General features: G+C 31.3%; 24 protein-coding genes. 23 read left to right on the plus strand and 1 reads right to left on the minus strand.

The window, feature by feature from the left end; translation table 11 throughout:
• Nucleotides 1-103 precede the first annotated feature (103 nt).
• From rimM to rnhB, 5 genes are all read left to right on the plus strand, one after another.
• Nucleotides 104-595, plus strand: a complete 492-nt coding sequence (rimM, locus tag ACREVU_RS05300; protein ID WP_431550573.1) for a ribosome maturation factor RimM — start codon at nt 104-106, stop codon at nt 593-595.
• Complete coding sequence (gene trmD / locus ACREVU_RS05305; RefSeq protein WP_431550574.1) at nt 592-1,308, plus strand: tRNA (guanosine(37)-N1)-methyltransferase TrmD; 717 nt, start codon at nt 592-594, stop codon at nt 1,306-1,308. The genes rimM and trmD overlap by 4 nt, the downstream gene beginning before the upstream one ends.
• Before the next feature lie 239 nt (nt 1,309-1,547).
• Nucleotides 1,548-1,895, plus strand: coding sequence for a 50S ribosomal protein L19 (rplS, locus tag ACREVU_RS05310; protein WP_431550575.1), 348 nt, complete (start codon nt 1,548-1,550; stop codon nt 1,893-1,895).
• Nucleotides 1,896-2,012: 117 nt separating this feature from the next.
• Nucleotides 2,013-2,855: a ribosome biogenesis GTPase YlqF gene (gene ylqF, locus ACREVU_RS05315; protein WP_431550666.1), complete on the plus strand. Its 843-nt coding sequence runs from the start codon at nt 2,013-2,015 to the stop codon at nt 2,853-2,855.
• A 155-nt stretch (nt 2,856-3,010) separates the two neighbouring features.
• Nucleotides 3,011-3,832, plus strand: a complete 822-nt coding sequence (gene rnhB, locus ACREVU_RS05320; RefSeq protein WP_431550576.1) for a ribonuclease HII — start codon at nt 3,011-3,013, stop codon at nt 3,830-3,832.
• 78 nt (nt 3,833-3,910) lie between these two features.
• Here the strand turns inward: rnhB and ACREVU_RS05325 are convergent, their stop codons facing one another.
• Nucleotides 3,911-4,279, minus strand: a complete 369-nt coding sequence (locus ACREVU_RS05325; RefSeq protein ID WP_431550577.1) for a YraN family protein — start codon at nt 4,277-4,279, stop codon at nt 3,911-3,913.
• Between the two features lie 175 nt (nt 4,280-4,454).
• On the opposite strand from ACREVU_RS05325, the gene ACREVU_RS05330 reads away from it, so the two are divergent.
• The 18 genes from ACREVU_RS05330 (at nt 4,455) to ACREVU_RS05415 (ending at nt 25,847) form a co-directional block, all read left to right on the plus strand.
• Nucleotides 4,455-5,978, plus strand: a complete 1,524-nt coding sequence (locus tag ACREVU_RS05330) for a YifB family Mg chelatase-like AAA ATPase (RefSeq protein WP_431550578.1) — start codon at nt 4,455-4,457, stop codon at nt 5,976-5,978.
• 35 nt (nt 5,979-6,013) lie between these two features.
• Nucleotides 6,014-7,096, plus strand: a complete 1,083-nt coding sequence (gene dprA, locus ACREVU_RS05335) for a DNA-processing protein DprA (protein ID WP_431550579.1) — start codon at nt 6,014-6,016, stop codon at nt 7,094-7,096.
• A gap of 34 nt (nt 7,097-7,130) precedes the next feature.
• Entirely contained in the window at nt 7,131-9,230 is a 2,100-nt protein-coding gene (topA, locus tag ACREVU_RS05340; RefSeq protein ID WP_431550580.1) for a type I DNA topoisomerase, read from the plus strand.
• Between the two features lie 250 nt (nt 9,231-9,480).
• Entirely contained in the window at nt 9,481-10,257 is a 777-nt protein-coding gene (gene codY, locus ACREVU_RS05345; RefSeq protein ID WP_431550667.1) for a GTP-sensing pleiotropic transcriptional regulator CodY, read from the plus strand.
• Between the two features lie 306 nt (nt 10,258-10,563).
• Nucleotides 10,564-11,265: a 30S ribosomal protein S2 gene (rpsB, locus tag ACREVU_RS05350; RefSeq protein ID WP_431550581.1), complete on the plus strand. Its 702-nt coding sequence runs from the start codon at nt 10,564-10,566 to the stop codon at nt 11,263-11,265.
• A gap of 138 nt (nt 11,266-11,403) precedes the next feature.
• Complete coding sequence (gene tsf / locus ACREVU_RS05355) at nt 11,404-12,324, plus strand: translation elongation factor Ts (RefSeq protein WP_431550582.1); 921 nt, start codon at nt 11,404-11,406, stop codon at nt 12,322-12,324.
• A 71-nt stretch (nt 12,325-12,395) separates the two neighbouring features.
• On the plus strand, nt 12,396-13,115 hold the full coding sequence (gene pyrH, locus ACREVU_RS05360; RefSeq protein WP_431550583.1) for a UMP kinase: 720 nt from the start codon (nt 12,396-12,398) through the stop codon (nt 13,113-13,115).
• A 24-nt stretch (nt 13,116-13,139) separates the two neighbouring features.
• Entirely contained in the window at nt 13,140-13,697 is a 558-nt protein-coding gene (gene frr / locus ACREVU_RS05365) for a ribosome recycling factor (protein ID WP_431550584.1), read from the plus strand.
• A gap of 143 nt (nt 13,698-13,840) precedes the next feature.
• Nucleotides 13,841-14,545: an undecaprenyl pyrophosphate synthase gene (gene uppS / locus ACREVU_RS05370; protein ID WP_431550668.1), complete on the plus strand. Its 705-nt coding sequence runs from the start codon at nt 13,841-13,843 to the stop codon at nt 14,543-14,545.
• Nucleotides 14,546-14,555: 10 nt separating this feature from the next.
• The gene (locus tag ACREVU_RS05375; RefSeq protein ID WP_431550585.1) at nt 14,556-15,362 is read left to right on the plus strand and encodes a phosphatidate cytidylyltransferase; all 807 of its coding nucleotides are present in this window, start codon (nt 14,556-14,558) and stop codon (nt 15,360-15,362) included.
• 382 nt (nt 15,363-15,744) lie between these two features.
• On the plus strand, nt 15,745-16,905 hold the full coding sequence (locus ACREVU_RS05380) for a 1-deoxy-D-xylulose-5-phosphate reductoisomerase (protein ID WP_431550586.1): 1,161 nt from the start codon (nt 15,745-15,747) through the stop codon (nt 16,903-16,905).
• 14 nt (nt 16,906-16,919) lie between these two features.
• A complete protein-coding gene (gene rseP, locus ACREVU_RS05385) occupies nt 16,920-17,951 on the plus strand; it encodes an RIP metalloprotease RseP (RefSeq protein WP_431550587.1) in 1,032 nt (343 codons plus the stop codon).
• Nucleotides 17,952-17,963: 12 nt separating this feature from the next.
• Nucleotides 17,964-19,022: a flavodoxin-dependent (E)-4-hydroxy-3-methylbut-2-enyl-diphosphate synthase gene (gene ispG, locus ACREVU_RS05390; RefSeq protein WP_431550588.1), complete on the plus strand. Its 1,059-nt coding sequence runs from the start codon at nt 17,964-17,966 to the stop codon at nt 19,020-19,022.
• A 24-nt stretch (nt 19,023-19,046) separates the two neighbouring features.
• Nucleotides 19,047-23,390: a PolC-type DNA polymerase III gene (locus tag ACREVU_RS05395; RefSeq protein WP_431550589.1), complete on the plus strand. Its 4,344-nt coding sequence runs from the start codon at nt 19,047-19,049 to the stop codon at nt 23,388-23,390.
• Between the two features lie 203 nt (nt 23,391-23,593).
• Nucleotides 23,594-24,055 carry a ribosome maturation factor RimP gene (rimP, locus tag ACREVU_RS05400; RefSeq protein ID WP_431550590.1) on the plus strand — a complete coding sequence of 154 codons (462 nt, stop codon included), beginning with the start codon at nt 23,594-23,596 and terminating at the stop codon, nt 24,053-24,055.
• Between the two features lie 13 nt (nt 24,056-24,068).
• The gene (nusA, locus tag ACREVU_RS05405) at nt 24,069-25,175 is read left to right on the plus strand and encodes a transcription termination factor NusA (protein ID WP_431550591.1); all 1,107 of its coding nucleotides are present in this window, start codon (nt 24,069-24,071) and stop codon (nt 25,173-25,175) included.
• Nucleotides 25,176-25,186: 11 nt separating this feature from the next.
• Nucleotides 25,187-25,474 (plus strand): RNase P modulator RnpM, encoded by a 288-nt coding sequence (gene rnpM, locus ACREVU_RS05410; protein WP_431550592.1) that lies wholly within the window; start codon nt 25,187-25,189, stop codon nt 25,472-25,474.
• Complete coding sequence (locus ACREVU_RS05415) at nt 25,461-25,847, plus strand: ribosomal L7Ae/L30e/S12e/Gadd45 family protein (RefSeq protein WP_431550593.1); 387 nt, start codon at nt 25,461-25,463, stop codon at nt 25,845-25,847. Before rnpM ends, ACREVU_RS05415 begins: the two co-directional genes overlap by 14 nt.
• Nucleotides 25,848-25,858 lie beyond the last annotated feature (11 nt).

Below are 25,858 nucleotides of genomic sequence, written 5' to 3' on the forward strand. Positions count from 1 at the left end.
TTAACCTAGCTCTTATTTTAATTAAATATTGGGGCTTATTTTTAAGGCATATTCAAATAAATAATAGCTGTTCATATAAGCGATTTTGAAAGGAGAATTTTAAATGAAAGATTTTATGAGTGTAGGCCAGATCGGTAAGACACATGGTTTAAAGGGTGAAGTAAAAGTTTTTTCATTAACAGACTCATTGGAGAGATTTAAGGAATTAAAAAGTGTGTATATCGACGGGGAAATTAGAAAAGTCGAAGGATGTAAGCTTCAAGCAGATAGAGCGATACTAAAAATTGAAGGTATAGATACAATAGAACAAGCTGAATTATATAGAAACAAGTACATTATGGTTAGTCGTGAAGATGCTATTGAATTGCCTGAGGGTAGTTATTATGTAGCTGACTTGATAGATTGCAGTGTTTTCGAAGAAGGCGGAGAAGAACTGGGGAAAGTATTTGATGTTCTTAGTACACCAGGTAACGACGTATACTGGGTTAAAGGAAAAAAAGAAGTGCTTATTCCAGTACTTAAGGATATCGTGGTTAGTATAGATATTGATAAACGCGAGATAATAATTAAACCAGTGAATGAATGGTTAGAATGAAAATTGATATATTAACTCTATTTCCTGAAATGTTTGAAATTTTTAATCAAAGTATAATTGGAAGGGCCATAGAGAAAAACATATTGGAGATTTCACCTCGCAATATTAGGGATTATTCACTAAATAAGCATAAAAAAGTAGATGATTATCCTTATGGCGGTGGTGCCGGTATGGTAATGCTAGCTCAACCATTAGTGGACAGTATTAAGGATGTTAAATTACATAATAACGGAAAGGTAATATTTTTGGGACCGAGAGGGAAGACATTTACTCAGGAAATTGCAAAAGAGCTATGTAAGGAAAGTGAATTAATATTTATATGTGGTCATTATGAAGGCATTGATGAGAGAACCTATGATTATATAGATATGGAGATTTCGCTGGGTGATTATGTTTTGACTGGTGGAGAAATGGCATGTATTCCTATTGTGGATAGCATTTGTAGGTTAGTCCCAGGGGTTTTATCTTGTAGTGAGAGCTACACAGAGGAATCTTTTTATGATGGAGTATTAGAATATCCTCAATATACAAGGCCTGAATGTTTTGAGGGTAGCATGGTTCCTGAGGTATTGACATCAGGACATCATGAAAATGTAAGAAAGTGGAGGCGGTTACAGTCGCTTTTAATAACTAAAGCAAAAAGACCGGATATGTTTGAAAAACTTAGCCTTACTAAAGAAGATAAAAAACTATTAGTAAAAAATAATAAATAGGCTAACATATTGATTTGTTATTTATTTGAATGTGCCTTAAGCAAAAGTGCCAAAAAACAGGATATTGCCTTGAAAGTTATATAAAGTTAAGAAATATCTTATATATAAGCATAAAAGATATTTTTATGTTGATATATATATATATTTATGATAGAATGTAGCTTGTGCTAGTACGGGCGGTCCTCTGTCATATTACAATGAGTATGAACGTCACAATAAAATTTTAGGAGGGAATGCACATGTTAGAAATTATAAGAACAATAGAATCAGAACAAATTAGAAAAGACTTACCAGATTTTCACGTAGGTGATACTGTTAAAGTTCACATTAAAGTTAGTGAAGGTAACAAGGAAAGAATCCAAGTATTTGAAGGAACCGTTCTTAAAAGACAAAACGGCGGGTTAAGAGAAAGTTTCACAGTAAGAAGAGTAGCATCTGGTGTTGGTGTTGAAAAAACATTTCCAGTAAATGCTCCAGTTATTGAGAAAATTGAAATTGTAAGATTAGGTAAAGTTAGAAGAGCTAAACTATTTTACTTAAGAGATAGAGTTGGTAAGGCTGCAAAGGTTAAAGAAAGAATGAGATAAAAATATAAAATTGGGGCTGAGAAGTCCCTTTTTATATTTAAGCTGATTTTTATAAGGAAAAGCTTTTATAAGGCTTTATCCATTCGATAATATAGGAAGGATTAGATAAGTATGAGCATGACCATAAATTGGTTTCCAGGTCATATGGCGAAAACTAGAAGACAAATTCAAGAGAGTTTGAAACTTGTTGATGCTGTAATAGAAATTAGAGATGCAAGAATAGTTAAATCTAGTGCAAATCCACAAATTGATGAGATTTGCAAAGATAAGCCTAGAGTCATTTTATTAAACAAAAGTGATTTAGCAGAAGATAAAGTAACTAAAGAATGGATTATAAAACTTACAACAGATACTGTAAAACCGTTGTCTGTAAATAGTATTACAGGTGAAGGTCTAAAAAGTATAAAGCCTATTCTTGAGGAGTTATTGAAAGAAAAGCACGACAGACAAAGGAAAAAAGGATTAGTTAATATAGTTACAAGAGTTATGGTAGTTGGTATACCTAATGTTGGTAAATCCTCTTTTATTAATAAGTTAGCCAAAAACAATATTGCAAAAACAGGAGATAGGCCAGGGGTTACTAAAAGTAAGCAATGGATTAAAACTAGCTTAGGCATAGAACTAATGGATACTCCGGGTGTGTTATGGCCTAGATTTGAAGATGAAGAAGTTGGGCTTAATTTGGCATTTACAGGAGCTATAAAAGATGAAGTTATGGATATAGAAGAACTAGCCCTTAGATTGGTAGAAAGGCTTCAGACTAATAATGCGCAAAGACTTATGGAAAGATATAAACTTTCAGAAATTATGGAGAACCCTATAGACAATATGGACAATATAGGAAAGAAAAGAGGAGCGGTTATTTCTGGAGGTAATATTGATTATAATAGAGTAGCGGTGATGCTTCTAGATGAATTTAGAGGCGGGAAATTAGGGGCTATATCTCTTGAACGAGTATAATTCTAAATAATTATTTAAAGACAGTCCTGACTAATTTAAAATATATTAAATACACAACTTTATGTTTAAAATAGATGAAAAAATAATTAGTTAGTGGATTGTCTTTTTTATACTATTAATAAGGACAAGTTATAGTGAGATAAGGAGAAAATACCATGGAGTTTAATATTGATTTCTCAAATATGAACCATAAGCAAATATGTAATTATGTGTTAAAAATTGAAAACGATATCAGTTATATTAATAGAGATTCTATAATTAGAAAACTTTTACAAGACCATAGGAAAACTGTCCAAAAATTAGGAAGTAAAATGGTTAAAAATAGAGAGCTAAAAGAAAAAGAAATACAGAGAGTAAAGAAAATGTATGAGTTTGACAGAAACTTTGGAAACTATAAATATGTGGCTGGAGTTGATGAGGTAGGACGTGGGCCATTAGCGGGGCCAATAGTAGCAGCGGCTGTAATATTAGACCTAAATGTTTATGAGGAAAAAGATTTAATCCTAAGAGCAAACGATTCTAAAAAATTATCAATAGCTGTAAGGAAAGAATTATCTCTAATTATTAAAGAAAAAGCAATAGCTTATAAAATATGTGCTATTGATAATAATAAAATTGATGAAAAGGGGGTTGGTTTTTGCAATAATCAAGTATTTTTAGATTGCTGTGAGGAAATTTCTATTGTGCCAGATTTAGTTTTATCTGACGGATACAAAATAAAGAACTTTTCCAATTTAAATGAGTTTGTAATAAAGGGAGATACTAAAAGCATAAGTATAGCCTGTGCTTCCATAATTGCAAAGGTATACAGAGATGAACTTATGTTACAGTATCATTATAAATACCCGGATTATGGTTTTGATAGGAATGTCGGGTATGGCACGGAGGAACATGTGCTTGCAATAAAAAAATATGGAACTACTTTAATACATAGGAATAGTTTTCTAAGAAATATCCTTGAGAACAACAATAATTAACAAAAAATTTACAACTATATTTTACAACTTATAGTTGACATATGTATATTTATGTTTCCGTTTCACACACCTAAAAATTTACAATTGAAACGCATCCTGGATATGGTTAACTAAAAAATTATTATTAGCACTATTTAAAGTCACTTCCATAACATCAAATCTGAAATTAAAGTTAATAATATTTTTGTACATTATGTATACCTGAGCTGTTTTATAAATTTTCTTCTGCTTAGAAAAAACAACTGATTCAGCGGGTAATCCAAATTTTGTTCCATATCTAGTTTTCACTTCTATAAAGCAAATATAACCATCTTTTAATGCTATTATATCTATTTCACCGCATTTACATTTAAAATTCATTTCTAAAATTTTATATCCTAAATTTTTAAGGTAATTTTCTGATATTTGTTCACCAAGTGCTCCAATATCTTTATTGAAAGCCTTCATGTAAAAACCTCATTCCATAATTTTATTTTGTATTAATATTAAATTATAAAAATACAAAAAGCAATATATTGTTTATAAATAATGTTTTTCAAAAAAAATTTTAATAATAAAGTTTACTGTGAATTATTTTGTCAATAATTATGTAATGACAAATAATAAGGGGTAAGGTGATTTTATGGCAATACAAATTATGTCTGCAGCATTTACAGGAATTAAAGGGGTTATAGTTACGGTGGAAATTGATATAACTCGCGGTCTGCCAGCTTTGAATATTGTAGGGCTTGCAGATGTTTCTGTTAAAGAATCAAAAGAGAGGGTACGTTCTGCAATACTAAATTCTGGTTTTGATTTTCCAGTAAATAGAATAACTATAAATTTAGCACCAGCGGACTTAAAAAAAGAAGGATCTCTATTTGATTTGCCTATAGCTATAGGTATATTACTAGCAACTAAACAAATAATGGTTAATGATATTAATGACTATCTTTTTATAGGGGAATTATCACTTTCTGGTAAATTAAAAAAAGTAAGAGGCTCACTTCCTGTGGTCATAGAAGGAATAGAAAATAAAATCGAGAAGTTTATAGTTCCTACAAATAATGCAAAGGAATGTAGCCTTGTTAAATCTGCAAAGATATTTCCACTAGATGATTTAAATCAAGTAGTGAATTTTTTAAATTATAAAGACTTACTGCCTTATAAGCAAGATGCTGATGTAGAAATATTAATTAATGAAGAATTAGATTATGAGGACGTTATAGGACAAGAAAGCTCAAAACGTGCCATTGAAGTAGCAGCTGCAGGGGGGCATAATCTACTTATGTATGGTCCCCCTGGTTGCGGGAAATCCATGATGGCTAAGAGGATTCCAACTATATTGCCTTCTTTAAGCCATGAGGAATCCTTAGAGGTTACTAAAATTTATAGTGTTTCTGGAAAGCTTGGTGATAATGGCGGGATTATTTTGCAAAGACCCTTTAGAAGTCCACATCATACTATTTCAAGAATTGCTTTAGTTGGTGGTGGAAATAAAGTAGTACCTGGAGAAATCTCTTTAGCACATAAGGGGGTACTATTTTTAGATGAAATTTTAGAATTTAAAAAAGATGTAATTGAAATATTACGGCAGCCATTAGAAGAAAGAAAAATTAATATCTCAAGGATTAATGGATCGGTAGAATATCCATCTAACTTTATGTTTGTGAGTGCTCTAAATCCATGCCCTTGTGGATACTATGGATCTTATGAAAAGCAATGTAGTTGTAGTGATTATGAAAGACGAAGGTATTTAAGCAAATTATCGACTCCATTACTAAACCGGATAGATATTTTTACGGCAGTGAATTTATTGCCTTACAATAAGATAATTAATGGAGTAAATAGCGAAAAATCTGTGGTGATTAAAGCGCGAGTAGAAATAGCAAGAAATATTCAAGAAAAGAGATTTAGAAAAGAAAAAATTCATTGTAATGCAGAGATGAGTCAAAATCAAATCAAGAAATATTGTGGTTTAGATAAGGATGGTAGTAAAATTATGGAGATTATTTATGATAAATTCAATCTAAGCACAAGAGCTTATTCTAGGATTCTTAAGGTAGCTAGGACTATTGCAGATTTAGATGGAAATGAAAATATTTTAGATAAACATATAATTGAAGCTATGCAGTATAGAAAATTTATAGATGAAAATATAATTTAATAAAAAAATAAGATATTGGAGGTATAGTAAAAGCAATGAACGATTATGATATATGGTTTTCACTTGTAAAATTATCACCTAAAATAAAATTAAAGCTAATAAATGATTTCCATAGTACCGAGGAAATATGGTATTATGGTGTACGTAGTAAAAAAACAGAATATTTAAAAAAAACATTAATTGACGTTTTGACAACTGCATGGAATGAAAGTGAAATTGATAATGTAAAAAGGAATTTAGAAATTAATGAAATAAAATCTATTGCTTATTCTGAGGAAAAATATCCTAAGAAATTAAAAAACTATGATGATGCACCCTTTATATTATTTTATAAAGGGAACATAATGCCATTAAATCAGGGATATAATATCTCCATAGTAGGATCAAGAAAGTATTCAAACTATGGTAAGGATGTTACAAAAATTATATGCAGAGATCTATGTGCTAATAATATTAATATCATCAGCGGAATGGCTAAGGGTATTGATTCCTTTGCCCATGAGAGTTGCTTAGATAATAAAAGCTATACTTGTGCAGTTTTAGGTTCTGGGCTGGATATAGTATACCCTAAAGAAAACTTTAAAATGTTTCAAAAAATTGTGGGAAGTGGTTGCGTTATATCAGAATTTTTACCAGGAACACCACCATATGCTTATAACTTTCCTTTAAGAAATAGAATAATAAGTGCACTAAGTGATATTATTATTGTGATAGAGGCGGGAGAAAAAAGCGGATCCTTAATTACTGCAAATTTGGCACTTGAACAAGGAAAGGATGTAATGGCTGTTCCAGGTTCTATATTTTCTAATGAAAGCAAAGGAACAAATAAATTAATTAAAGATGGAGCCTTTCCCCTAACTTGCGTTAATGATATATTTAATTTAATGGGAGTAGAAATGAAAAATGAGAAAAAGGTAGTTATAAGCTCCTTTAATAGTGAGATTCATAAAGGTATATATAGCATTATAAATGATAGCCCAGTACATATTAATGATATTATTAGAGTAACTAACATTGACATAAAACAATTATATGAGGTATTATTTGAAATGCAGATTAAAAATGAAGTGTTATGTTTATCAGGAAACTATTATGTAAGAGTAAATGACAAAATATAAGTAAGATAGAAAATACATTGATGGAGGGGATAAGATGGGACAAAAACTTGTTATAGTTGAGTCACCAGCAAAAGCTAAAACTATAAAAAAATATTTAGGAAAAAATTTTGTAGTGGAAGCGTCCATGGGACATGTTAGAGATTTACCAAAAAGTCAATTGGGGGTTGATATAGAAAATAACTATCAACCTAAATATATAACTATCCGTGGTAAGGGTGAACTCCTTGATAAATTAAGAAAAGAAGCAAAAAAAAGCGATAAAGTTTATTTGGCAACTGACCCTGATAGAGAAGGGGAAGCTATAGCTTGGCATTTGGCGAAAGCCTTAAAAATAGATGAAAATGATAAGTGCAGGATAGAATTTAACGAGATAACTAAAACGGCTGTTAAAAATGCCATAAAATCTCCAAGAGTAATAAATGCACCTCTTGTGGATGCTCAACAAGCAAGACGTATACTTGATAGATTGGTAGGATATGAAATTAGTCCTATACTTTGGAGAAAAGTTAAATGGGGACTTAGTGCTGGAAGGGTTCAATCAGTTACACTTAAAATAATCTGCGACAGACAAAAGGAAATAGAAAAATTCATAACTAAAGAATACTGGACAGTAGAATGTGAGTTACACAAAGATGGAGATATACATAACTTAGATGTTAAATTAACTTCAAAGAATGGAAAAAAAATGGAGATAAATTCTAAAGAAGAAAGTGATGATATAATTAGTTCGCTTAATGAAAAAGAATTTATTGTAAGAAAAATAAAAAAAGCTTCTAAAAATAAAAATCCACTTCCACCATTTATAACAAGCACACTTCAGCAAGATGCTTATAGAAAACTTAATTTTGCAACTAAAAGAACTATGTCTATAGCACAACAATTGTATGAAGGTATAGAAATTGAGGGACATGGAGTAATAGGATTAATCACATATATGAGAACTGATTCTACTAGAATATCTGAAGAAGCGCAAACCAATGCAAAGGAATTTATTGTAAATAAGTATGGTGAGAAGTATTATCCTGAAACTCCTAGAATATTTAAAAGTAAAAAGAATATACAGGATGCTCATGAAGCTATTAGACCATCAAATGTTGAAATAACACCAGAGATAGCAAAAAAGACACTTAAAGCTCCACAACAAAAATTATATACCCTGATTTGGAATAGATACGTGGCTAGTCAAATGGAAACATGTTTACTTCACACTATATCTATGGATATAGAAAATGGGGACTATATACTTAAGGCATCTGGCTCTAAAGTAGTTTTCGACGGATTTAGAAAAATTTATAATGAAGACTTAGAAGAGGATGAAAACAATTTAAAACTTCCAGAACTTACTGAAGGCGATATTTTATGCAGTGAAAAAATTGAAGGGAAACAGCATTTTACGTTGCCACCTGCAAGATTTTCTGAGGCATCTCTTGTTAAAACTTTAGAAGAAAATGGAATAGGAAGACCTAGTACCTATGCACCAATTATTACAACACTTCTTAGTAGAAAATATGTAGAAAAAGACAATAAAACACTAGAAGTAACAGAACTTGGGAATATAGTAAATAATATTGTCAGTGAATACTTTAAACAGATAGTGGATATTGAGTTTACAGCACAAATGGAGAATAATTTAGATACTATAGAAGAAGGACAAGAAAAGTGGGAAAACATAGTAGATATTTTCTTTACACCCTTAAAAAAAGATATTGAAATTGCTGAGAAAGAGATAGCTAAAATTACAATTGAAGATGAAGTTACAGAAGTAGAATGCGATAAATGTGGTAAGTTCATGGTAATAAAACATGGTAGGTTTGGCGATTTTTTAGCATGCCCTGGATATCCAGAGTGTAAAAATACCAAAGCAATTACAAAAGAACTTGAAGTTCCTTGTCCTAAATGTGGAGGTAAAGTTTTAGAACGAAGAAGTAAAAAAGGTACGAAATTTTACGGCTGCAGTAATTATCCTGAATGTGATTTTGTAAGTTGGTTTGAACCCACTGAAATAAAGTGCTCTGTGTGTGGTACATATATGGTAAAAAGGTATAGTAAAACTAAAGGTGACTTTATGGAATGTTCTAATAAAGAATGTAAAAATAAAGAATATAAAGCAGAGGAAAACAAGGAAGAAAAGTAAAATTAGTATACTAATTAAAATAATTAGTTGAAGAATGATTGACTGAAGAATAATAAATAATATGTCGAAATTTATGAAAAAGATGTTGATATAGCATGAGTATTGTGATATCATTAATTCGAGAAGAAACGATTCTAAAAATTTGAAATATTTCGAATTTTATTTATTCTGAAGTGCTTCTTGAAAAAAGTTCTTTATGATTAGATTTAAATAATATAGATTGTGTTTTATAACATAAACGAGGAGGAGTATTGTGTCACTATTAGCTAAAACAAGAATGTTGAACAAAATATTACAAAAATCAGGAACAGAGCCTGTAGTTTTTGATGATATTTGTAATTTATTAAGTGAAGTATTGCAATGTAATGTGTACATTGTTAGCAGAAGAGGGAAAATATTAGGTTATAATTTATCAAGTGGGTTTGAATGCGATATCGTAAAAGATGAAATTATAAAGAATATGAGATTCCCAGAAGAATATAATAATAGTTTGCTTAATATTAATGAAACAAGGGAAAATCTTACTAATAAAAATATTTGTGTATTCCAAGACGATAAGGCTTGTGAAGTAGATAATAAAATAACTACTATAGTACCGATAAATGGAAATAGAGAAAGATTAGGCACATTAGTACTTGCAAGATTTGATAAAGATTTTACAGATGATGATTTAGTCTTAGTTGAATATAGTGCTACTATAGTGGGCCTTGAAATTTTAAGATCTAAAAATGATTTGATAGAAGAAGAAGCAAGAAAGAAAGCCGTAGTACAGCTTGCTATTGGTACATTATCTTATTCAGAACTTGAAGCAGTGCAACATATTTTCAATGAATTAGATGGTATTGAGGGATTGCTTGTAGCATCTAGAATAGCAGATAAAGTTGGAATAACAAGATCTGTTATAGTGAATGCACTTAGAAAATTTGAAAGTGCTGGAGTAATAGAATCAAGATCACTTGGCATGAAGGGTACTCATATTAAAATATTGAATGAGAAACTTCTTGATGAACTAAAAAAAATAAAATAAAATAGATTGAGTCAGAGAAAAGCTTCTCTGACTCAATTTTTTTTAAATTTATAAAGTATAAATATGTAATAAATGAGAATATTAATAAATGTATGATTATCAAATTTTTTAAAAAGACTTTAATTTATTAAAAATATTTATTAAAAATATTTAGTTTTACTGAAAATTTTTATTGAATACACGAGTATCATGTGATACAATAAATTCGTAAGAAAATACACACATTGCTTAATTATGGAAGGGTGCCAATATTGGTCTTCAATAAGATGATGGTAATGGAGGTAAAAACCAGGGAGGTTATTATTAATGGCAGTTATTTCAATGAAACAATTATTAGAAGCGGGTGTTCATTTTGGACATCAAACTAGAAGATGGAACCCTAAAATGGCTCCGTACATATTTACAGAAAGAAATGGTATATACATTATCGATTTACAAAAAACAGTTAGAAAAATCGATGAGGCATATGATTTTATTAAATCTGTATCTGAAGAAGGCAAGGACGTTTTATTTGTAGGAACAAAAAAACAAGCTCAAGAAGCTATTAAATTTGAAGCTGTAAGATCAGGTATGCATTTTGTAAACAATAGATGGCTCGGTGGAATGCTAACGAACTTTAAAACAATCAAAACAAGAATAGCAAGATTAGAATCATTATATAAGATGGAAGAAGATGGAACATTTGAAGTTCTTCCTAAAAAAGAAGTTAGTCACCTTCTAAATGAAAGAGAAAAACTAGAAAAGAATTTAGGCGGAATTAGAAGCATGGATGCAAATAAAATTGGAGCTCTATTTATTGTAGACCCAAGAAAAGAAAAAAATGCAATTTCTGAAGCTAAAATTCTTGGAATTCCTGTAGTAGCAATAGTTGATACAAACTGTGATCCAGATGAAGTTGATTATGTAATTCCAGGTAATGATGATGCTATAAGAGCAGTTAAATTAATAACTGAAAGATTAGCTGATGCTATTATAGAAGGAAGACAGGGCGAACAATTAGCTGAATAATAGTAACTATATTTATCTAATAAGAATAGTAACTAGATTTATCTAATAAGATAATTATTGATACAACAGTTGGGAGGTAGGTGGAAGTTAATTCTTTCATTTACCTTTTAAGTTAGATAGGAATAGGAGGAAATAATAATGATTACTGCAAGTATGGTTAAAGATTTAAGAGAAAGAACTGGAGCCGGAATGATGGATTGCAAAAGAGCTCTAAGTGAAACAGATGGTGATATAGATAAAGCAATTGAGCTTTTAAGAGAAAAAGGGTTGGCAGCAGCTGCTAAAAAATCTGGAAGAATAGCTGCAGAAGGATTAGTATGCACATATATTTCAGAAGATATGAAAGTTGGATCTCTTGTAGAAGTTAACTGCGAGACAGATTTTGTTGCTGATAACGAAGGTTTTGTTACACTGGCTAAAAACGTAGCGAAGCAAGGTGCACAAACGACTTCAACTACTATTGAAGAATTTGTTTCTGAGAAATACATAGCTAATAAGGATATTACTATTAGTGATGCTGTTACAGAACTTATAACTAAATTGGGTGAGAACATGTCTGTAAGAAGATTCCAAAAGTTCTCTATTGAAAATGGTATAGTTCAAAGCTATATTCATGGCGGTGGAAGAATAGGTGTTTTAGTTGAACTATCCTGTGCAAAACAAGATGATGTATTAGCTCAGATAGCTAAAGATGTTGCAATGCAAGTTGCAGCTGCTAGTCCGCTATTTTTAGATAACACATGTGTTGATAATGAAACTTTAGAAAAAGAAAAAGAAATATATAGAGTTCAAGCATTAAATGAAGGAAAACCAGAAAAAATTGTTGAAAAAATGGTTATGGGAAGAGTAAATAAATATTTCAAAGAAGTTTGTCTTCTTGAACAAATTTGGGTTAAAAACTCTGACTATACTATTACAAAATATCTTCAGGAAGAATCTACAAAACTTGGTGCTGAAATAAAGATAACAAGATTTGTAAGATTTGAAAGAGGAGAAGGCATAGAAAAGAAGGTAGAAGATTTTGCTGAAGAAGTTCGAAGACAAGTAGAAGGTAAATAAAAATTAGAGGGGACACTGCGTGTTCTCTTTTTTAAAATAAGTAATACTTTAAATTTGGAGGTATAATGTTTATGGAGGTTGCTAAATATAAAAGAATTATGTTAAAGATTTCCGGAGAAGCACTAGCTGGTGAGCAAGGATTTGGAATAGACTTTGAAACTACAAATGAGATAGCACTTCAAATAAAAGAATTGGTAAAACTCGGTGTTGAAATAGGAATAGTTGTTGGAGGCGGAAATATTTGGCGTGGTAGGAGTGGCGAAGGTATGGACAGGACTACTGCAGATTATATGGGAATGATGGCAACTTGTATTAATGCCTTAGCACTTCAAGATTCACTAGAAAATCTAGGTGTAAACACTAGAGTGCAAACTGCTATTGAAATGAAAGAAGTAGCAGAACCGTTTATAAGAAGAAGAGCCATGAGACATTTGGAAAAGGGAAGAGTTGTTATATTCGCAGCGGGAACTGGAAATCCATATTTTTCTACAGATACAACAGCAGCACTCAGGGCAGCAGAAATAGAGGCAGAAGTAATTCTGCTTGCTAAAAAGGTTGATGGGGTTTACGATAAAGATCCCCATAAGTACGATGATGCAGTGAAGTTTGATAAACTTAGTTATCTTAATGTACTTGAAAAAGGGTTACAAGTTATGGATTCAACTGCTACATCATTATGTATGGACAACAATATACCTATTTTAGTTTTTGGATTGGATAAACCAGAAAATATAAAAAAAGCAGTGTTAGGAGAAAAAATTGGGACATTAGTGTCTGCATGTACTAATTAACCACAATAATATGGAGGGAATTCTATGATGAAAGAAATTATTAGTATTGCTGATGAAAAAATGAATAAAACTATTGCTGTTTTAAAACACGAATTCGCAAGTCTGAAAGCAGGAAGAGCAAATCCTACAATGTTGGATAGAATTCGTGTTGAGTCATATGGTAGTCTTGTTCCGGTAAGTCAAGTAGCAAACGTATCATCACCAGAGCCTAGGGTGCTATTAATTCAACCTTGGGATAAAGCTTCTATGAAAGAAATAGAAAAAGCTATATTGAAATCTGATTTGGGGTTAAATCCATCAAATGATGGCTCAGTAATTAGATTGATTATTCCTGAATTAACTGAAGAGACAAGAAAAACACTGCTGAAAACTGTTAAGAAAACAGGAGAAGATGCTAAAGTGGCTATAAGAGCTATAAGGCGAGATGCTAATGATAAAATAAAAGGTTTGAAAAAAAACAGTGAAATTACTGAAGACGAAGTTAAACAATCAGAAGATACAATTCAAAAGGAAACAGATAAGTTTATTAAAGAAATAGATAAGATGACAGATGCTAAAGAAAAAGATATAATGGTAGTTTAGTATATAATTTCAAATAGAACCTGCATAACTGCAGGTTCTATTTGAAATTATACTATACAAATAAAAGGGAGAGAATTTTATTGAAAAAATTATTCGCTTTTTTTAATAAGAATAAAGATACAAGTGATAATTTAGAGTTAGATATGTCGAAAATACCAGAGCATATTGCAATTATAATGGATGGAAATGGAAGATGGGCAAAGGAACGTAATTTGCCTAGAGCTCTTGGACATAGAGCTGGTGTAGAAGCAATAAGGAAAGTTGTAAAAGAGTGCAATAATTTAGGAGTTAAATATTTAACATTATATGCATTTTCAACTGAAAATTGGAATAGGCCAATGCAAGAAATAGATTCTTTAATGAAATTGCTAGTAGAGTATTTAAAAAATGAATTCGAAGAATTAAATAATAATGATGTTGTTATTAATTCTATTGGGAACATATCAAAATTACCAAGGGTATGTAGAGTTGAATTGGATAAGGCTTATGAAAAAACAAAGAATAATAAGGGCCTTATTTTAAACCTAGCTTTAAACTATGGTGGAAGAAGTGAAATAGTAGACGCAGCAAAAAAAATTTCATTGGATTTAAAAAATAAAAAAATATCTGAGGATGAAATAACCGAAGATTTATTTTCAAAGTATTTATATACGGGGGAAATGCCAGACCCTGACCTTATAATAAGGCCCAGTGGGGAGTTAAGATTGAGTAATTTTTTACTTTGGCAAAGTGCTTACTCGGAACTTTGGTTCTCAGATATTAATTGGCCAGATTTCCATGAAGAAGAGTTAAAATCTGCTATAGTGGATTATCAAAAAAGAGACAGAAGATTTGGAAAGGTTAAATAGGGGAAAACTAATGAATAATAGATATATAGGTGCGCTTATTCTAGCACCACTAGTAATATTTTTATTTTTAGGGGGATATTACTTAAAATATGCGGTAATGGTGCTTTCGCTTTTTGGTATGTATGAGTTCTATAAAGTTTCTAGAAAAAAACACTACAAGCCAATTGGGCTTATAGGATATGGTTTATGTATAGTATATTACTTAAATATGGGTAATGATTTTGCAGTGAGTTTTAATATATATATTTTAATAGTAGCAATTTTTATATTGCTTTGTATACCGGTGCTTCATACAAATTATAATTTTGTAGATGTTGCTCTCACTATATTTGGATTTTTGTATGTAGCAGTATTTTTTAGTTTTATTGTATTTATTAATAATAAAGCCTACGGTGAATATTTAGTATGGATTATATTTATTTGTTCGTGGCTATGTGATACAGCAGCCTACTATTCTGGACGATTTTTAGGTAAAGGGGGCAAACATAAGTTATGTCCTAAAGTAAGCCCTAATAAAACAATCGAAGGATCAATAGGAGGATTACTGGGAAGTATTATAGGAAGCACGATTTATGGATACGTTATTTCAAAATATGGTGTACCTATTCAGTTATATCATTTTGTTATAATTGGTATTATTTGTGGTGTTTTTGGACAATTCGGGGATTTAATTGCTTCATCTATAAAAAGATATGTAGGAGCCAAAGATTACAGTAGTCTAATACCAGGACACGGTGGGATTTTAGATAGGTTTGACAGCATTTTATTTGTTTCAGTGGTAGCATTTTATTATATTACATTTGTACTAGGGCTATAATTCTTACAAAAATTAATATAATCATATATTTGCAGAATGCAGAACAATCTGTAGCTATTATTAACTCATTAGCTTAATTGGCATCCAAGGCGATATATGATTTTATTATTAATAAAGACATTTTCAAACAATCTGTTTTAATAGCTATGGTATGATCTATACTTAATATTTAAACGAATTATTTAATATAGTATTTTAAATCATTATAATGGCATGCATAGGAAAATAATGTTAACTGCTTTATTTTAGTAGGTAGATATGTTATATTAGATGCTGTAGAATAATTAATAATTAAAGAAAATATAGTATTTTCACAAAAGTCATAATAAAGTAAAATATTGTGTAATATAAATAATAGATATACAGAAATGGAGAGGGCTGCATGAAGAATGTTACTATATTAGGAGTTACGGGATCCATAGGAACTCAAACTTTAGATGTTATTCGGTGTGATATTGATAATTTCAATATTGTGGGAATTTCTGCTAACACAAATTGGGAAAAGATGATACCAATAATAGTGGAATTTAAACCAAAATATGTTGCTATGATGCAGGAAGAAGCTGCGGTAAAACTCAGAAAACATTGTAAACAGAAAAATTATTCAACGGAAATTTTGCAGGGATTAGAAGGCTTAAATTATATAAGTACACTACCAGAAATTCATGTTGTAGTAACCGCAGTTGTAGGTATGATAGGTCTTGTTCCTACTATAAAAGCTATACATGCTGGAAAAGACATTGCACTAGCTAATAAAGAAACACTAGTGGCAGCTGGGGGACTCGTAATGGAAGCTGCTAGAAAAAACAATGTAAATATCTTGCCAGTTGACTCAGAACATGGTGCGATTTTTCAATGTTTACAGGGCAACAAGTTAAAAGATGTTAACAAAATATTGTTAACCGCATCAGGTGGACCATTTAGAGGTAAAGGTAGGCAAGAAGTAAAGGATATAAAACCAGAAGAGGCCATTAAACATCCTAAATGGAATATGGGGAGAAAAATATCTATTGATTCTTCAACACTTATGAATAAGGGTTTAGAGGTTATAGAAGCACATTGGTTATTTGGTGTAGATTACGATAATATTCAAGTAGTAGTTCATCCTCAAAGTATAATACATTCTATGGTAGAGTACATAGATGGAAGTGTAATGGCACAACTTAGTTCTACTGATATGAGACTTCCTATTCAATATGCTATAAATTACCCTAAAAGAAATAGGGCTGTGATTGATAAATTGGATTTTTATAATATGGGTAATTTGACTTTTGAAAAGCCAGATATGGATACTTTTAAATGTCTTAAATTGGCTTATATAGCAGGGAAGGCGGGAGGTACTATGCCTGCTATCATGAATGCTGCAAATGAAATAGCTGTTGAGTTATTTTTAGATTATAAAATAAAGTATCTTCAAATAGAATATATTATAGAAAAATGCATGAATAAATTTAAGCACTGTATTAATCCGGATTTAGAAGATATCTTAGAAATTGATTTAAAGGTAAGAGAATATGTAAGAAATAATTATGATAAAGAATAGGGAGGAAAATTATTATGAGTAGTATTATATCAAACATACCATATTATATTATGGCTATATTAGCATTTAGTCTTTTGATTATAATACATGAATTAGGTCATTTTATGCTAGCTAAATTAAATGGAGTAAAAGTACATGAATTTTCGCTAGGAATGGGTCCTAAACTTTTTGGAATAAAGGGAAAAGAAACTGAGTACTTGATTAAAGCATTTCCTATTGGTGGATATGTTAAAATGGATGGGGAGAACGAAGAAAGTGATGACCCACGATCTTTCACAAGCAAAACTGCACTTCAAAAATTAAGCATAGTTTCTGCTGGTGCAATTATGAATATAATATTAGCAATAGTTTTATTTACTATTGTAGGCGCTGCCACAGGAAAAATAGTACCAATAATAGGGGAAGTAGTCCCTGGTGGTGCGGCTATGAAGGCGGGTATGCAAGTTGGAGATAAGATTACTAAGGTTAATAGTGTTAGTATAGAAAAATGGGAACAATTTATAAATGAAATTGGTGATTCTAAAGGTGAAAATATAAATATTGAAATAGTGAGGAATTCAAAGGTTAAAGCATTTTCTTTGAAGCCCATAAAAAATGTAGAGCAAAATAGATTTATGGTAGGAATAGGTGGTACACTAGAAAAAATGAATTTTGGCGAAGTTGTAGGTTATGGATTTACTCAAACTATTAGTACATCAAAACTCATTTTTGGATTTTTGGGGACCTTATTTCACGGGAAAGTTTCTGTTAATGATGTAGGAGGACCAATAAGCATAATAAGAATGTCAACAATGGTTGCGCAAACTGGAATAGTAAATTTAATGAACTTTACTGCACTATTTAGTGTGCAACTAGGAATATTGAATATATTACCTTTTCCAGCACTAGATGGAGGATGGATTTTTATGCTATTATTTGAAATTATTTCAGGTAAAAAATTAGATGATAATAAAGTTGGATTTGTAAATTATATCGGATTTATGATTTTAATGGCATTCATGGTATTTATAGTCATTAAGGACATAGTTAGTCCGATGAAATTCTAGGAGATGGAGATTATGAAGGATATTAGAGTAAGAAAAACAAAGAAGATTAAAGTAGGAAATATATATATAGGTGGAGATTCAAAAATATCAGTTCAATCAATGACATGTACAGATACAAGAGATGTAGAAGCCACGGTAAATCAGATTCTTCAGTTGGAAGAGGCAGGCTGTGATATCGTACGATGCGCAGTGCCAGATATGGTAGCAGCTGAGGCTATTAAAGAAATTGTGAAAAGAATTCACATACCCTTAGTTGCAGATATTCATTTTGACTATAAATTGGCTCTGAAGTCTATTGAGAATGGAATATCTAAACTCCGAATTAATCCAGGCAATATTGGAAGCATAGATAGAATAAAATTAGTGGCGAAAGCTGCTAGTGATAAGGGAATTCCAATTAGAATTGGTGTAAATTCTGGATCGCTAGAAAGTGATATTCTTGAGAAATACGGTCATGTTTGCGCACGAGCACTAGTGGAAAGCGCTCTAAGGCATGTTGCAATACTAGAAAGTCTAAACTTTTATGATATAGTTATTTCTATAAAATCTTCTGATGTAGTTATGATGATTGAAAGTTATAAATTGATATCGGGTAGGGTAGATTATCCATTGCACCTGGGTGTTACAGAGGCTGGAACTACATGGAGAGGGACAATAAAATCTAGTGTGGGTATTGGAGCTCTTTTAGCTTGCGGCATTGGAGATACTATAAGAGTATCATTAACTGGGGAAGTAGTAGATGAGGTTAAGGTTGGCAAGGAGATTCTAAAATCACTAGGGTATATAGAGGATGGAATTGAATTTGTATCATGCCCTACTTGTGGAAGAACTCAAATCAATCTTATTAAAATTGCAAATGAAGTAGAAGAAAGACTTGCAAATTGTAAAAAGAACATAAAAATTGCAATAATGGGATGCGTAGTTAATGGACCAGGAGAAGCAAGAGAAGCGGATATTGGGATAGCTGGTGGAAATGGTGTAGGTCTTATATTTAAAAAAGGCGAAATAATTAAAACCGTTAAGGAAGAAGATTTAGTGGAAGAACTTATTCGTGAGGTAGATAAATTATAAAATGTCACATCAGGGGGAATACTAATGGATGCAAGTTTAGCTAAAATGTTGAAAAATGATTTTGATTCAAATGAGGAAACATTAGTAGATGATATTAAGGTACTCCGAGTTCAATACCTTAAAAAAAGCAACAAATTAAGGGTTATAGTAAAATCTTTTGATAATGCAGACGACAATAAAAAACTGCTAATTAAAAATATTATTTCAAAAAGGTTATGCAGTTTTGAAGATATTCAGTTGATTTGTTACCAAGATGTATCAAATGCTACTATAGAGGATGTAAACGGTAAGTTTTGGTTGGATGTTGTGAACGTAATAGCTATCTCAGAGCCGTCCAGTAAGGATAGTTTATTAAAATCTTCAAGGACAATCGAGAATGGTATACTGAAAATACAGTGTGGTAATGATTTTATGTGTAAGATACTAAGAGATAAAAACATAGAGCTTCTTTTGAAAAACACTATTAATGATATGTTTGGGGTGAATTCTCTAGTTAAATTAGAACATAATAGTAATCTTTTAAAAGAAGTTGATTTTGTGAAGAAGGAAAAAGAAAATCAAACTATAATAAATGAAATTATTAAAAACATAAATACAGAAAATAAAGACAAACCTAAGAGTAATAGCAATAGTCAAAATAAAGATTTCGGTGGTGGCAATAAATCAAATAAGTATAGCAGACCAGGATATAAAAAAGAAGAGGCCCCAGATGAAAACACCATAATGGGAAGAAATATAAATGGTGAAAGCATAGAAATAAAGGATATAAATGAAACTTCAGGAATAGTATGTGTTTCTGGTGATATTTTTAAAGTGAATATAATTGAAACGAAAACTGGTAGAATAATTATTACATTTTTTATTACGGATTACACAAGTTCAATTACAGTAAAATGTTTTCCAAAGCCTAAAGATGTAGAAAAGATAATGGAAGAAATTAAAGTAGGACTTTTCTGTAAGCTTCGTGGAGAAGCAAGTTACGATACCTATGCAAGAGAAGTAGTTGTAATGGTTAGAGATATAGTAAAACTAAAGAAAATAGAAAGAATGGATACTGCAAGGGAGAAAAGAGTAGAACTACATATGCACACCCAAATGAGTGCTATGGATGGCATGACTCCTACGTCTAAGCTTGTTGCAAGAGCAGCTAAATGGGGTCACACGGCAGTAGCAATAACTGATCATGGTGTTGTTCAGGCTTTTCCGGAAGCTATGGACGCAGCTAAAAAAAATAAGATTAAGGTTATATATGGTGTAGAGGGTTATTTAGTAGATGATGGAGAGCCTATTGTCATTAATAATAAAAATGAAAATTTAGATGATAGTTTTGTAGTTTTTGATATAGAAACCACAGGGCTCTCCAGTGAAAATGATAGAATTACTGAAATAGGGGCAGTTAAAATTGAAAATGGGAAAATAGTAGATAGATTTAATGAATTTGTAAATCCAGAAATAGATATACCTTATAAGATTACAGACCTTACTGGAATCACAAATGACATGGTTTCTGATGCAGACTTAATTCGCGAAATACTTCCTAAGTTTTTAGAGTTTGCAAAGGACAGTGTGGTGGTAGCTCATAATGCTGCTTTTGACACTGGGTTTATTAAGAAAAATGCAGATAGATTAGGTCTTGTATTTGAAAGTACTATTATGGATACAATTCCACTAGCTAAGTTTTTACTTAAAGATCTTAAGACATTTAAGCTTAATGTAATAGCTAAGCATTTAGGAATTTCACTAGAAAATCATCATAGAGCTGTAGATGATGCTAAAGCTACTGCGGAAATACTACTACATTGTTTTGGACTGCTTAAAGAAAAAAATATTTTAGACTTGGCTACTTTAAACAGTGAATTTTTAGGTGACTTCGATATAAAAAAGGCAAATACCTATCATGTTATTATTTTGGCAAAAAACCAAATAGGCCTAAAAAACCTTTATAAACTTATATCATTTTCAAATTTAGATTATTTTCATAGAAGACCTAGACTTCCTAAAACATTAATTGAGAGTTATAGAGAAGGCCTTATAATTGGTTCTGCCTGTGAAGCTGGACAAGTATATAGGGAAGTGCTTTCAGGAAAATCTGAAGAGGATGTTAGGTCTATTGTGGAGTTTTATGATTATCTAGAAATACAGCCCCTACTAAATAACAAGTTTTTGATTAAAAACGGTATGGTAAAAGATGAAAATGAATTAATGGATATTAATAGAAAAATATGTGAACTCGGAGAAAAAAACAATTTGCCAGTAGTGGCTACAGGGGATGTGCATTTTTTAGAACCCTCCGATGAGGTGTTTAGGAAAATTTTAATGGCTGGTAAAGGTTTCTCAGATGCAGATGACCAACCACCACTATATTTTAAAACTACTAATGAGATGTTAAGAGAATTTGCGTATTTAGGTGAAAAAAAGTGTAGGGAAGTGGTAATTTATAATACCAATAAAATTGCCGATATGATAGAATTTGTAAAACCAATACCTGATGGAACTTTTACACCTAAAATACCAGGTGCAGAAGAGGACATTCGGAAGATGACATCCGATAAAGTTCATTCAATATATGGAGATATTCTTCCAGAGATAGTTGAAAAAAGATTGGACAAGGAACTAAACTCTATTATAGGTAATGGATATGCTGTACTTTATTTAATAGCTGAAAAATTAGTAGCAAAGTCACTTGCAGATGGTTATTTAGTAGGATCGAGAGGCTCAGTTGGATCATCTTTTGCAGCTAATATGTCTAATATAACAGAAGTAAATGGGTTGCCTCCTCATTATGTGTGTCCTAATTGCAAAAAGAGCGAATTTATTTTAGATGGATCTATTGGCTCAGGTGCAGATTTACCGGATAAAGTATGCCCTGATTGTGGTACACAATATAAAAAAGATGGTCATGATATTCCTTTTGAAACATTCTTAGGTTTTGAAGGCGATAAAGAACCGGATATAGATTTGAATTTTTCGGGGGATAATCAAGCAGACATACATAGATATACAGAAGTGCTGTTTGGAAAAGGTCATACTTTCAAGGCGGGAACTATTGGAACAATCGCTGACAAGACTGCTTATGGTTATGTGAAAAAATATTTAGGTGAAAAAGATATTATGGTACCTCAAGCTGAAATAGAACGATTAGTCATGGGGTGTACTGGAGTTAAAAGAACATCAGGACAACATCCAGGTGGGATAATGGTTGTTCCAAGTGACAATGAGATATATAATTTTTGCCCAGTGCAACACCCAGCGGATGACCCAAATTCAGATATTATTACAACACATTTTGATTACCATTCCATAAGTGGAAGACTTCTTAAACTTGACATACTTGGTCATGATGATCCTACAATGCTTAAAATGCTTCAAGATTTAACTGGTCTTGACCCTTTAACTATTCCGCTAGCTGATCCTAAAGTCTTAAGTTTGTTTACTTCCCCTGAGGCATTGGGGCTTACAGCTAAACAATTGGGATGTGAAGTGGGAAGTTATGGTGTACCAGAATTTGGTACAAAATTTGTTAAACAAATGCTTTTAGATACACAGCCAAAATCTTTTTCAGACCTTGTTAGAATTTCAGGGTTATCTCATGGTACGGATGTATGGATTAATAATGCACAATTTTATATTAAAGAAGGCTTTACAACACTTAAAGATTGCATTTCTACAAGAGATGATATAATGGTGTACCTGTTGCAAAAAAATCTTCCACCTAAGACTGCCTTTACTATCATGGAGAAGGTAAGAAAAGGTAAGGGACTTACTGAAGATGATGAGAAAATAATGAGAGAAAATGATGTGCCGGATTGGTATATAGGTTCATGTAAAAAGATAAAGTATATGTTCCCTAAAGGACATGCAGTAGCATATGTAATGATGGCTGTAAGAATAGCATATTATAAGGTTTATTACCCAAAAGAATATTATGCTACTTTCTTTACTATAAGAGCCGATGATTTTGATGCCGATTTGATTTCAAAAGGTGAGAGTGCTATAAGAGTCAAAATGGATGAGCTAGAGTCTATGGGCAAGGATATAGGTATGAAAGAAAAAGGACTTCTTACGGCTCTTGAGCTATCTTATGAAATGTTTAAAAGAGGCATAAAATTATTAAATGTAGATCTTTATAAGTCTGAGGCAGTTAAATTTACAATTGAAGAGGATTCATTAAGACCTCCATTAAGTGGATTAGAAGGTGTCGGTGAAAATGCCGCTAAAAGCATAGTTTTGGAAAGAGTTAACGGTGAGTTTATATCAAAAGAAGAACTCAGAATTCGTTGCAAAATATCCAAAACAGTTATTCAATCCTTAGATAACCATGGGTGTTTAAAAGATCTTCCAGATACAAATCAGCTGTCGTTTTTTTAAGGAAATGTAATTAACCCTTGAAATAGCAAATTTTATATGATAGAATGATATATATTGGTTATCGCTGATAATTTTATTGTAAGAGAGTAGGCCCGCCTACTCTCTATTTATTGAAACGCAACTAATGGTTGCGTTTTAATTATAATATTATGATTAATTATGTTAATAATTGTAGAAAATATTAGTAAAAGGAGGGTGTTAAAATGAAAAATGATACCTTGATACAAAAACTCATAAAAATAACCAAACCAATAGTAGAAGAAAATAATTGTGAATTATATCATTTGGAATATGTAAAAGAATCAGGAGAAAATTTTCTTAGAATTTATATAGATAATGAAAGTGGAATATCTTTAGAAGATTGTGAAAAAATAAGTAGAGCCACAAGCGAAATATTAGATGTTCAAGATCCAATAACTGATAGTTACTGTTTAGAAGTATCTTCTCCAGGAATTGAGAGAATTTTATATGATGATAATCATATGGAAAAATATGTTGGCCAAAATGTACTAGTTAATTTAAATAGTCTATATGAGGGCACTAAAAAGTTTGAGGGTAATTTACTAGGATTTTCTGATATACAAATAGAAATTCAATATGATGGGAATAATATATCTATCCCTAGAGAAAAAATTTCCATTGTGAATCTGAAACCGGCGCTGTAAGGAGGAAGTTAAAATGAATCAGGAATTTATTGAAGCATTGAGAGAAATTGTAGATCAAAAGGGAATTAGTGAAGATTTACTTTTTCAAACTATTGAAGATGCATTAGTTGCCGCATATAAGAAAAATTATGCTACACTATCTAGCAATAGCCAAAATGTAAAAGTATCAATGAATAGAGAAACAGGTGAAATACATGTTTATGGTCAAAAGACAGTTGTAGAAGAAGTGGTTGAAGAAGTTACAGAAATATCACTTGAGGAAGCTAAAGAATATAGTCCTAAATATGAAATTGATGATATTGTTGATATTGAAGTTACTCCAAGAAAATTTGGGAGAATAGCTGCACAAGCTGCAAAACAAGTAGTTATTCAAAGAATTAAAGAAGCTGAAAGAAACATTATTTACAATGAATTTATAACCAAAGAATTTGATATTATTACGGGAAGTGTTATAAGAAAAGATAGGGGTAATGTATTTATAGATTTGGGTAAAATTGAAGCTGTGCTTGGAGCTACTGAACAAATGCCTGGCGAGGAATATAATTTCAATGAAAAACTAAAACTATATATTGTTGAGGTTAAGAATACTACTAAGGGTGCTCAAATAGGGGTATCAAGAACTCATCCAGGTCTTGTGAAACGCTTATTTGAACTTGAGGTGCCAGAAGTTTTTGGTGGAGTTGTTGAAATAAAAAGTATTTCAAGAGAGGCAGGCTCAAGAACTAAAATTGCAGTCTATTCAAATGATGAAAATGTTGATGCAATGGGAGCTTGTGTTGGACCAAAAGGTTCTAGAGTTCAAAGTATAGTTAATGAATTAAGAAATGAAAAAATTGATATCATTAAGTGGAGTAAAAAATCTGAAGAATATATCTCAAACGCATTAAGTCCTGCAAAGGTATTGAATGTAGTGGTTGATGAACCATCTAAATCTGCAAAGGTAATAGTCGAAGATAATCAATTATCATTGGCCATTGGAAAAGAAGGTCAAAATGTACGACTAGCTGCAAGACTTACTGGGTGGAAAATTGATATTAAAAGTAGAACTCAAGCCCAATATAAAATGGAAGATAGTGAAGCTATCGAAAATAAAGTAATTGAAACCATTACTCAGGAGTAGGTGATAGGTTTATGAAAGTTAAAAAAATTCCTCAGCGCATGTGTACAGGATGTATGGAAATGAAATGCAAAAAAGAATTACTGCGTATAGTTCGTAGTAAAGAGGGCGAAATTTCTATAGATTTAATAGGGAAAAAGCCAGGTAGAGGTGCATATATTTGTAAAAATATTGAGTGCTTTGAAAAATCTTATAAAACAAAGAGACTCGAGAGAAATTTAGGCGGAAAAATAAGTGAAGAAATCTATGAAACTTTGAAACAGCAGATAGATCCTAAGGATGCGATAAATGATGAACAATAAATTTTTCCAGTTTTTGGGTTTAACTAAGAAAGCAGGCAAACTTATTGAAGGTTACAATCAATGTGAAGATGCGTTATCGCATGGAAGAGGAACCCTAATAATTTTGTCGGAAGAAAGTGCTACAAACACTAAGGATAAATTTAAAAGATTTAGCATTAAATATAATATACCATTTATAGAAGGTGTATCCAATGAAATTCTAGGCAAGTGCCTTGGAAGAGCAGAAATTAATGTTTTGTGTGTTAATGATAAAAGAATGAGTAGTAAATTACTCAGCTTATGGAATGAAGCAAATGGAGCGAATGAAGAAAACATAGAAAATATAGAAAATATAGAAAATATAGAAAATATAGAAAGCCAAGAAAATGAATAAACTAAATTTCG

The sequence above is a fragment of the Clostridium sp. genome (assembly GCF_050717535.1).
In the GTDB taxonomy this organism is placed as follows: Bacteria; Bacillota; Clostridia; order Clostridiales; family Clostridiaceae; genus Clostridium_AD.

Bases quoted from the DNA above. Each gene is read 5' to 3' on its own strand.
- dprA (WP_431550579.1), top strand. From the start codon at position 6,014: ATGAACGATTATGATATATGGTTTTCACTTGTAAAATTATCACCTAAA.
- uppS (WP_431550668.1), top strand. From the start codon at position 13,841: ATGTCGAAAATACCAGAGCATATTGCAATTATAATGGATGGAAATGGA.
- rplS (WP_431550575.1), top strand. From the start codon at position 1,548: ATGTTAGAAATTATAAGAACAATAGAATCAGAACAAATTAGAAAAGAC.
- ylqF (WP_431550666.1), top strand. From the start codon at position 2,013: ATGACCATAAATTGGTTTCCAGGTCATATGGCGAAAACTAGAAGACAA.
- tsf (WP_431550582.1), top strand. From the start codon at position 11,404: ATGATTACTGCAAGTATGGTTAAAGATTTAAGAGAAAGAACTGGAGCC.
- frr (WP_431550584.1), top strand. From the start codon at position 13,140: ATGATGAAAGAAATTATTAGTATTGCTGATGAAAAAATGAATAAAACT.
- topA (WP_431550580.1), top strand. From the start codon at position 7,131: ATGGGACAAAAACTTGTTATAGTTGAGTCACCAGCAAAAGCTAAAACT.
- nusA (WP_431550591.1), top strand. From the start codon at position 24,069: ATGAATCAGGAATTTATTGAAGCATTGAGAGAAATTGTAGATCAAAAG.
- ispG (WP_431550588.1), top strand. From the start codon at position 17,964: ATGAAGGATATTAGAGTAAGAAAAACAAAGAAGATTAAAGTAGGAAAT.
- trmD (WP_431550574.1), top strand. From the start codon at position 592: ATGAAAATTGATATATTAACTCTATTTCCTGAAATGTTTGAAATTTTT.
- ACREVU_RS05380 (WP_431550586.1), top strand. From the start codon at position 15,745: ATGAAGAATGTTACTATATTAGGAGTTACGGGATCCATAGGAACTCAA.
- ACREVU_RS05375 (WP_431550585.1), top strand. From the start codon at position 14,556: ATGAATAATAGATATATAGGTGCGCTTATTCTAGCACCACTAGTAATA.
- pyrH (WP_431550583.1), top strand. From the start codon at position 12,396: ATGGAGGTTGCTAAATATAAAAGAATTATGTTAAAGATTTCCGGAGAA.
- ACREVU_RS05415 (WP_431550593.1), top strand. From the start codon at position 25,461: ATGATGAACAATAAATTTTTCCAGTTTTTGGGTTTAACTAAGAAAGCA.
- rpsB (WP_431550581.1), top strand. From the start codon at position 10,564: ATGGCAGTTATTTCAATGAAACAATTATTAGAAGCGGGTGTTCATTTT.
- rimP (WP_431550590.1), top strand. From the start codon at position 23,594: ATGAAAAATGATACCTTGATACAAAAACTCATAAAAATAACCAAACCA.
- ACREVU_RS05330 (WP_431550578.1), top strand. From the start codon at position 4,455: ATGGCAATACAAATTATGTCTGCAGCATTTACAGGAATTAAAGGGGTT.
- rseP (WP_431550587.1), top strand. From the start codon at position 16,920: ATGAGTAGTATTATATCAAACATACCATATTATATTATGGCTATATTA.
- rnpM (WP_431550592.1), top strand. From the start codon at position 25,187: ATGAAAGTTAAAAAAATTCCTCAGCGCATGTGTACAGGATGTATGGAA.
- rnhB (WP_431550576.1), top strand. From the start codon at position 3,011: ATGGAGTTTAATATTGATTTCTCAAATATGAACCATAAGCAAATATGT.
- ACREVU_RS05395 (WP_431550589.1), top strand. From the start codon at position 19,047: ATGGATGCAAGTTTAGCTAAAATGTTGAAAAATGATTTTGATTCAAAT.
- ACREVU_RS05325 (WP_431550577.1), bottom strand. From the start codon at position 4,279: ATGAAGGCTTTCAATAAAGATATTGGAGCACTTGGTGAACAAATATCA.
- rimM (WP_431550573.1), top strand. From the start codon at position 104: ATGAAAGATTTTATGAGTGTAGGCCAGATCGGTAAGACACATGGTTTA.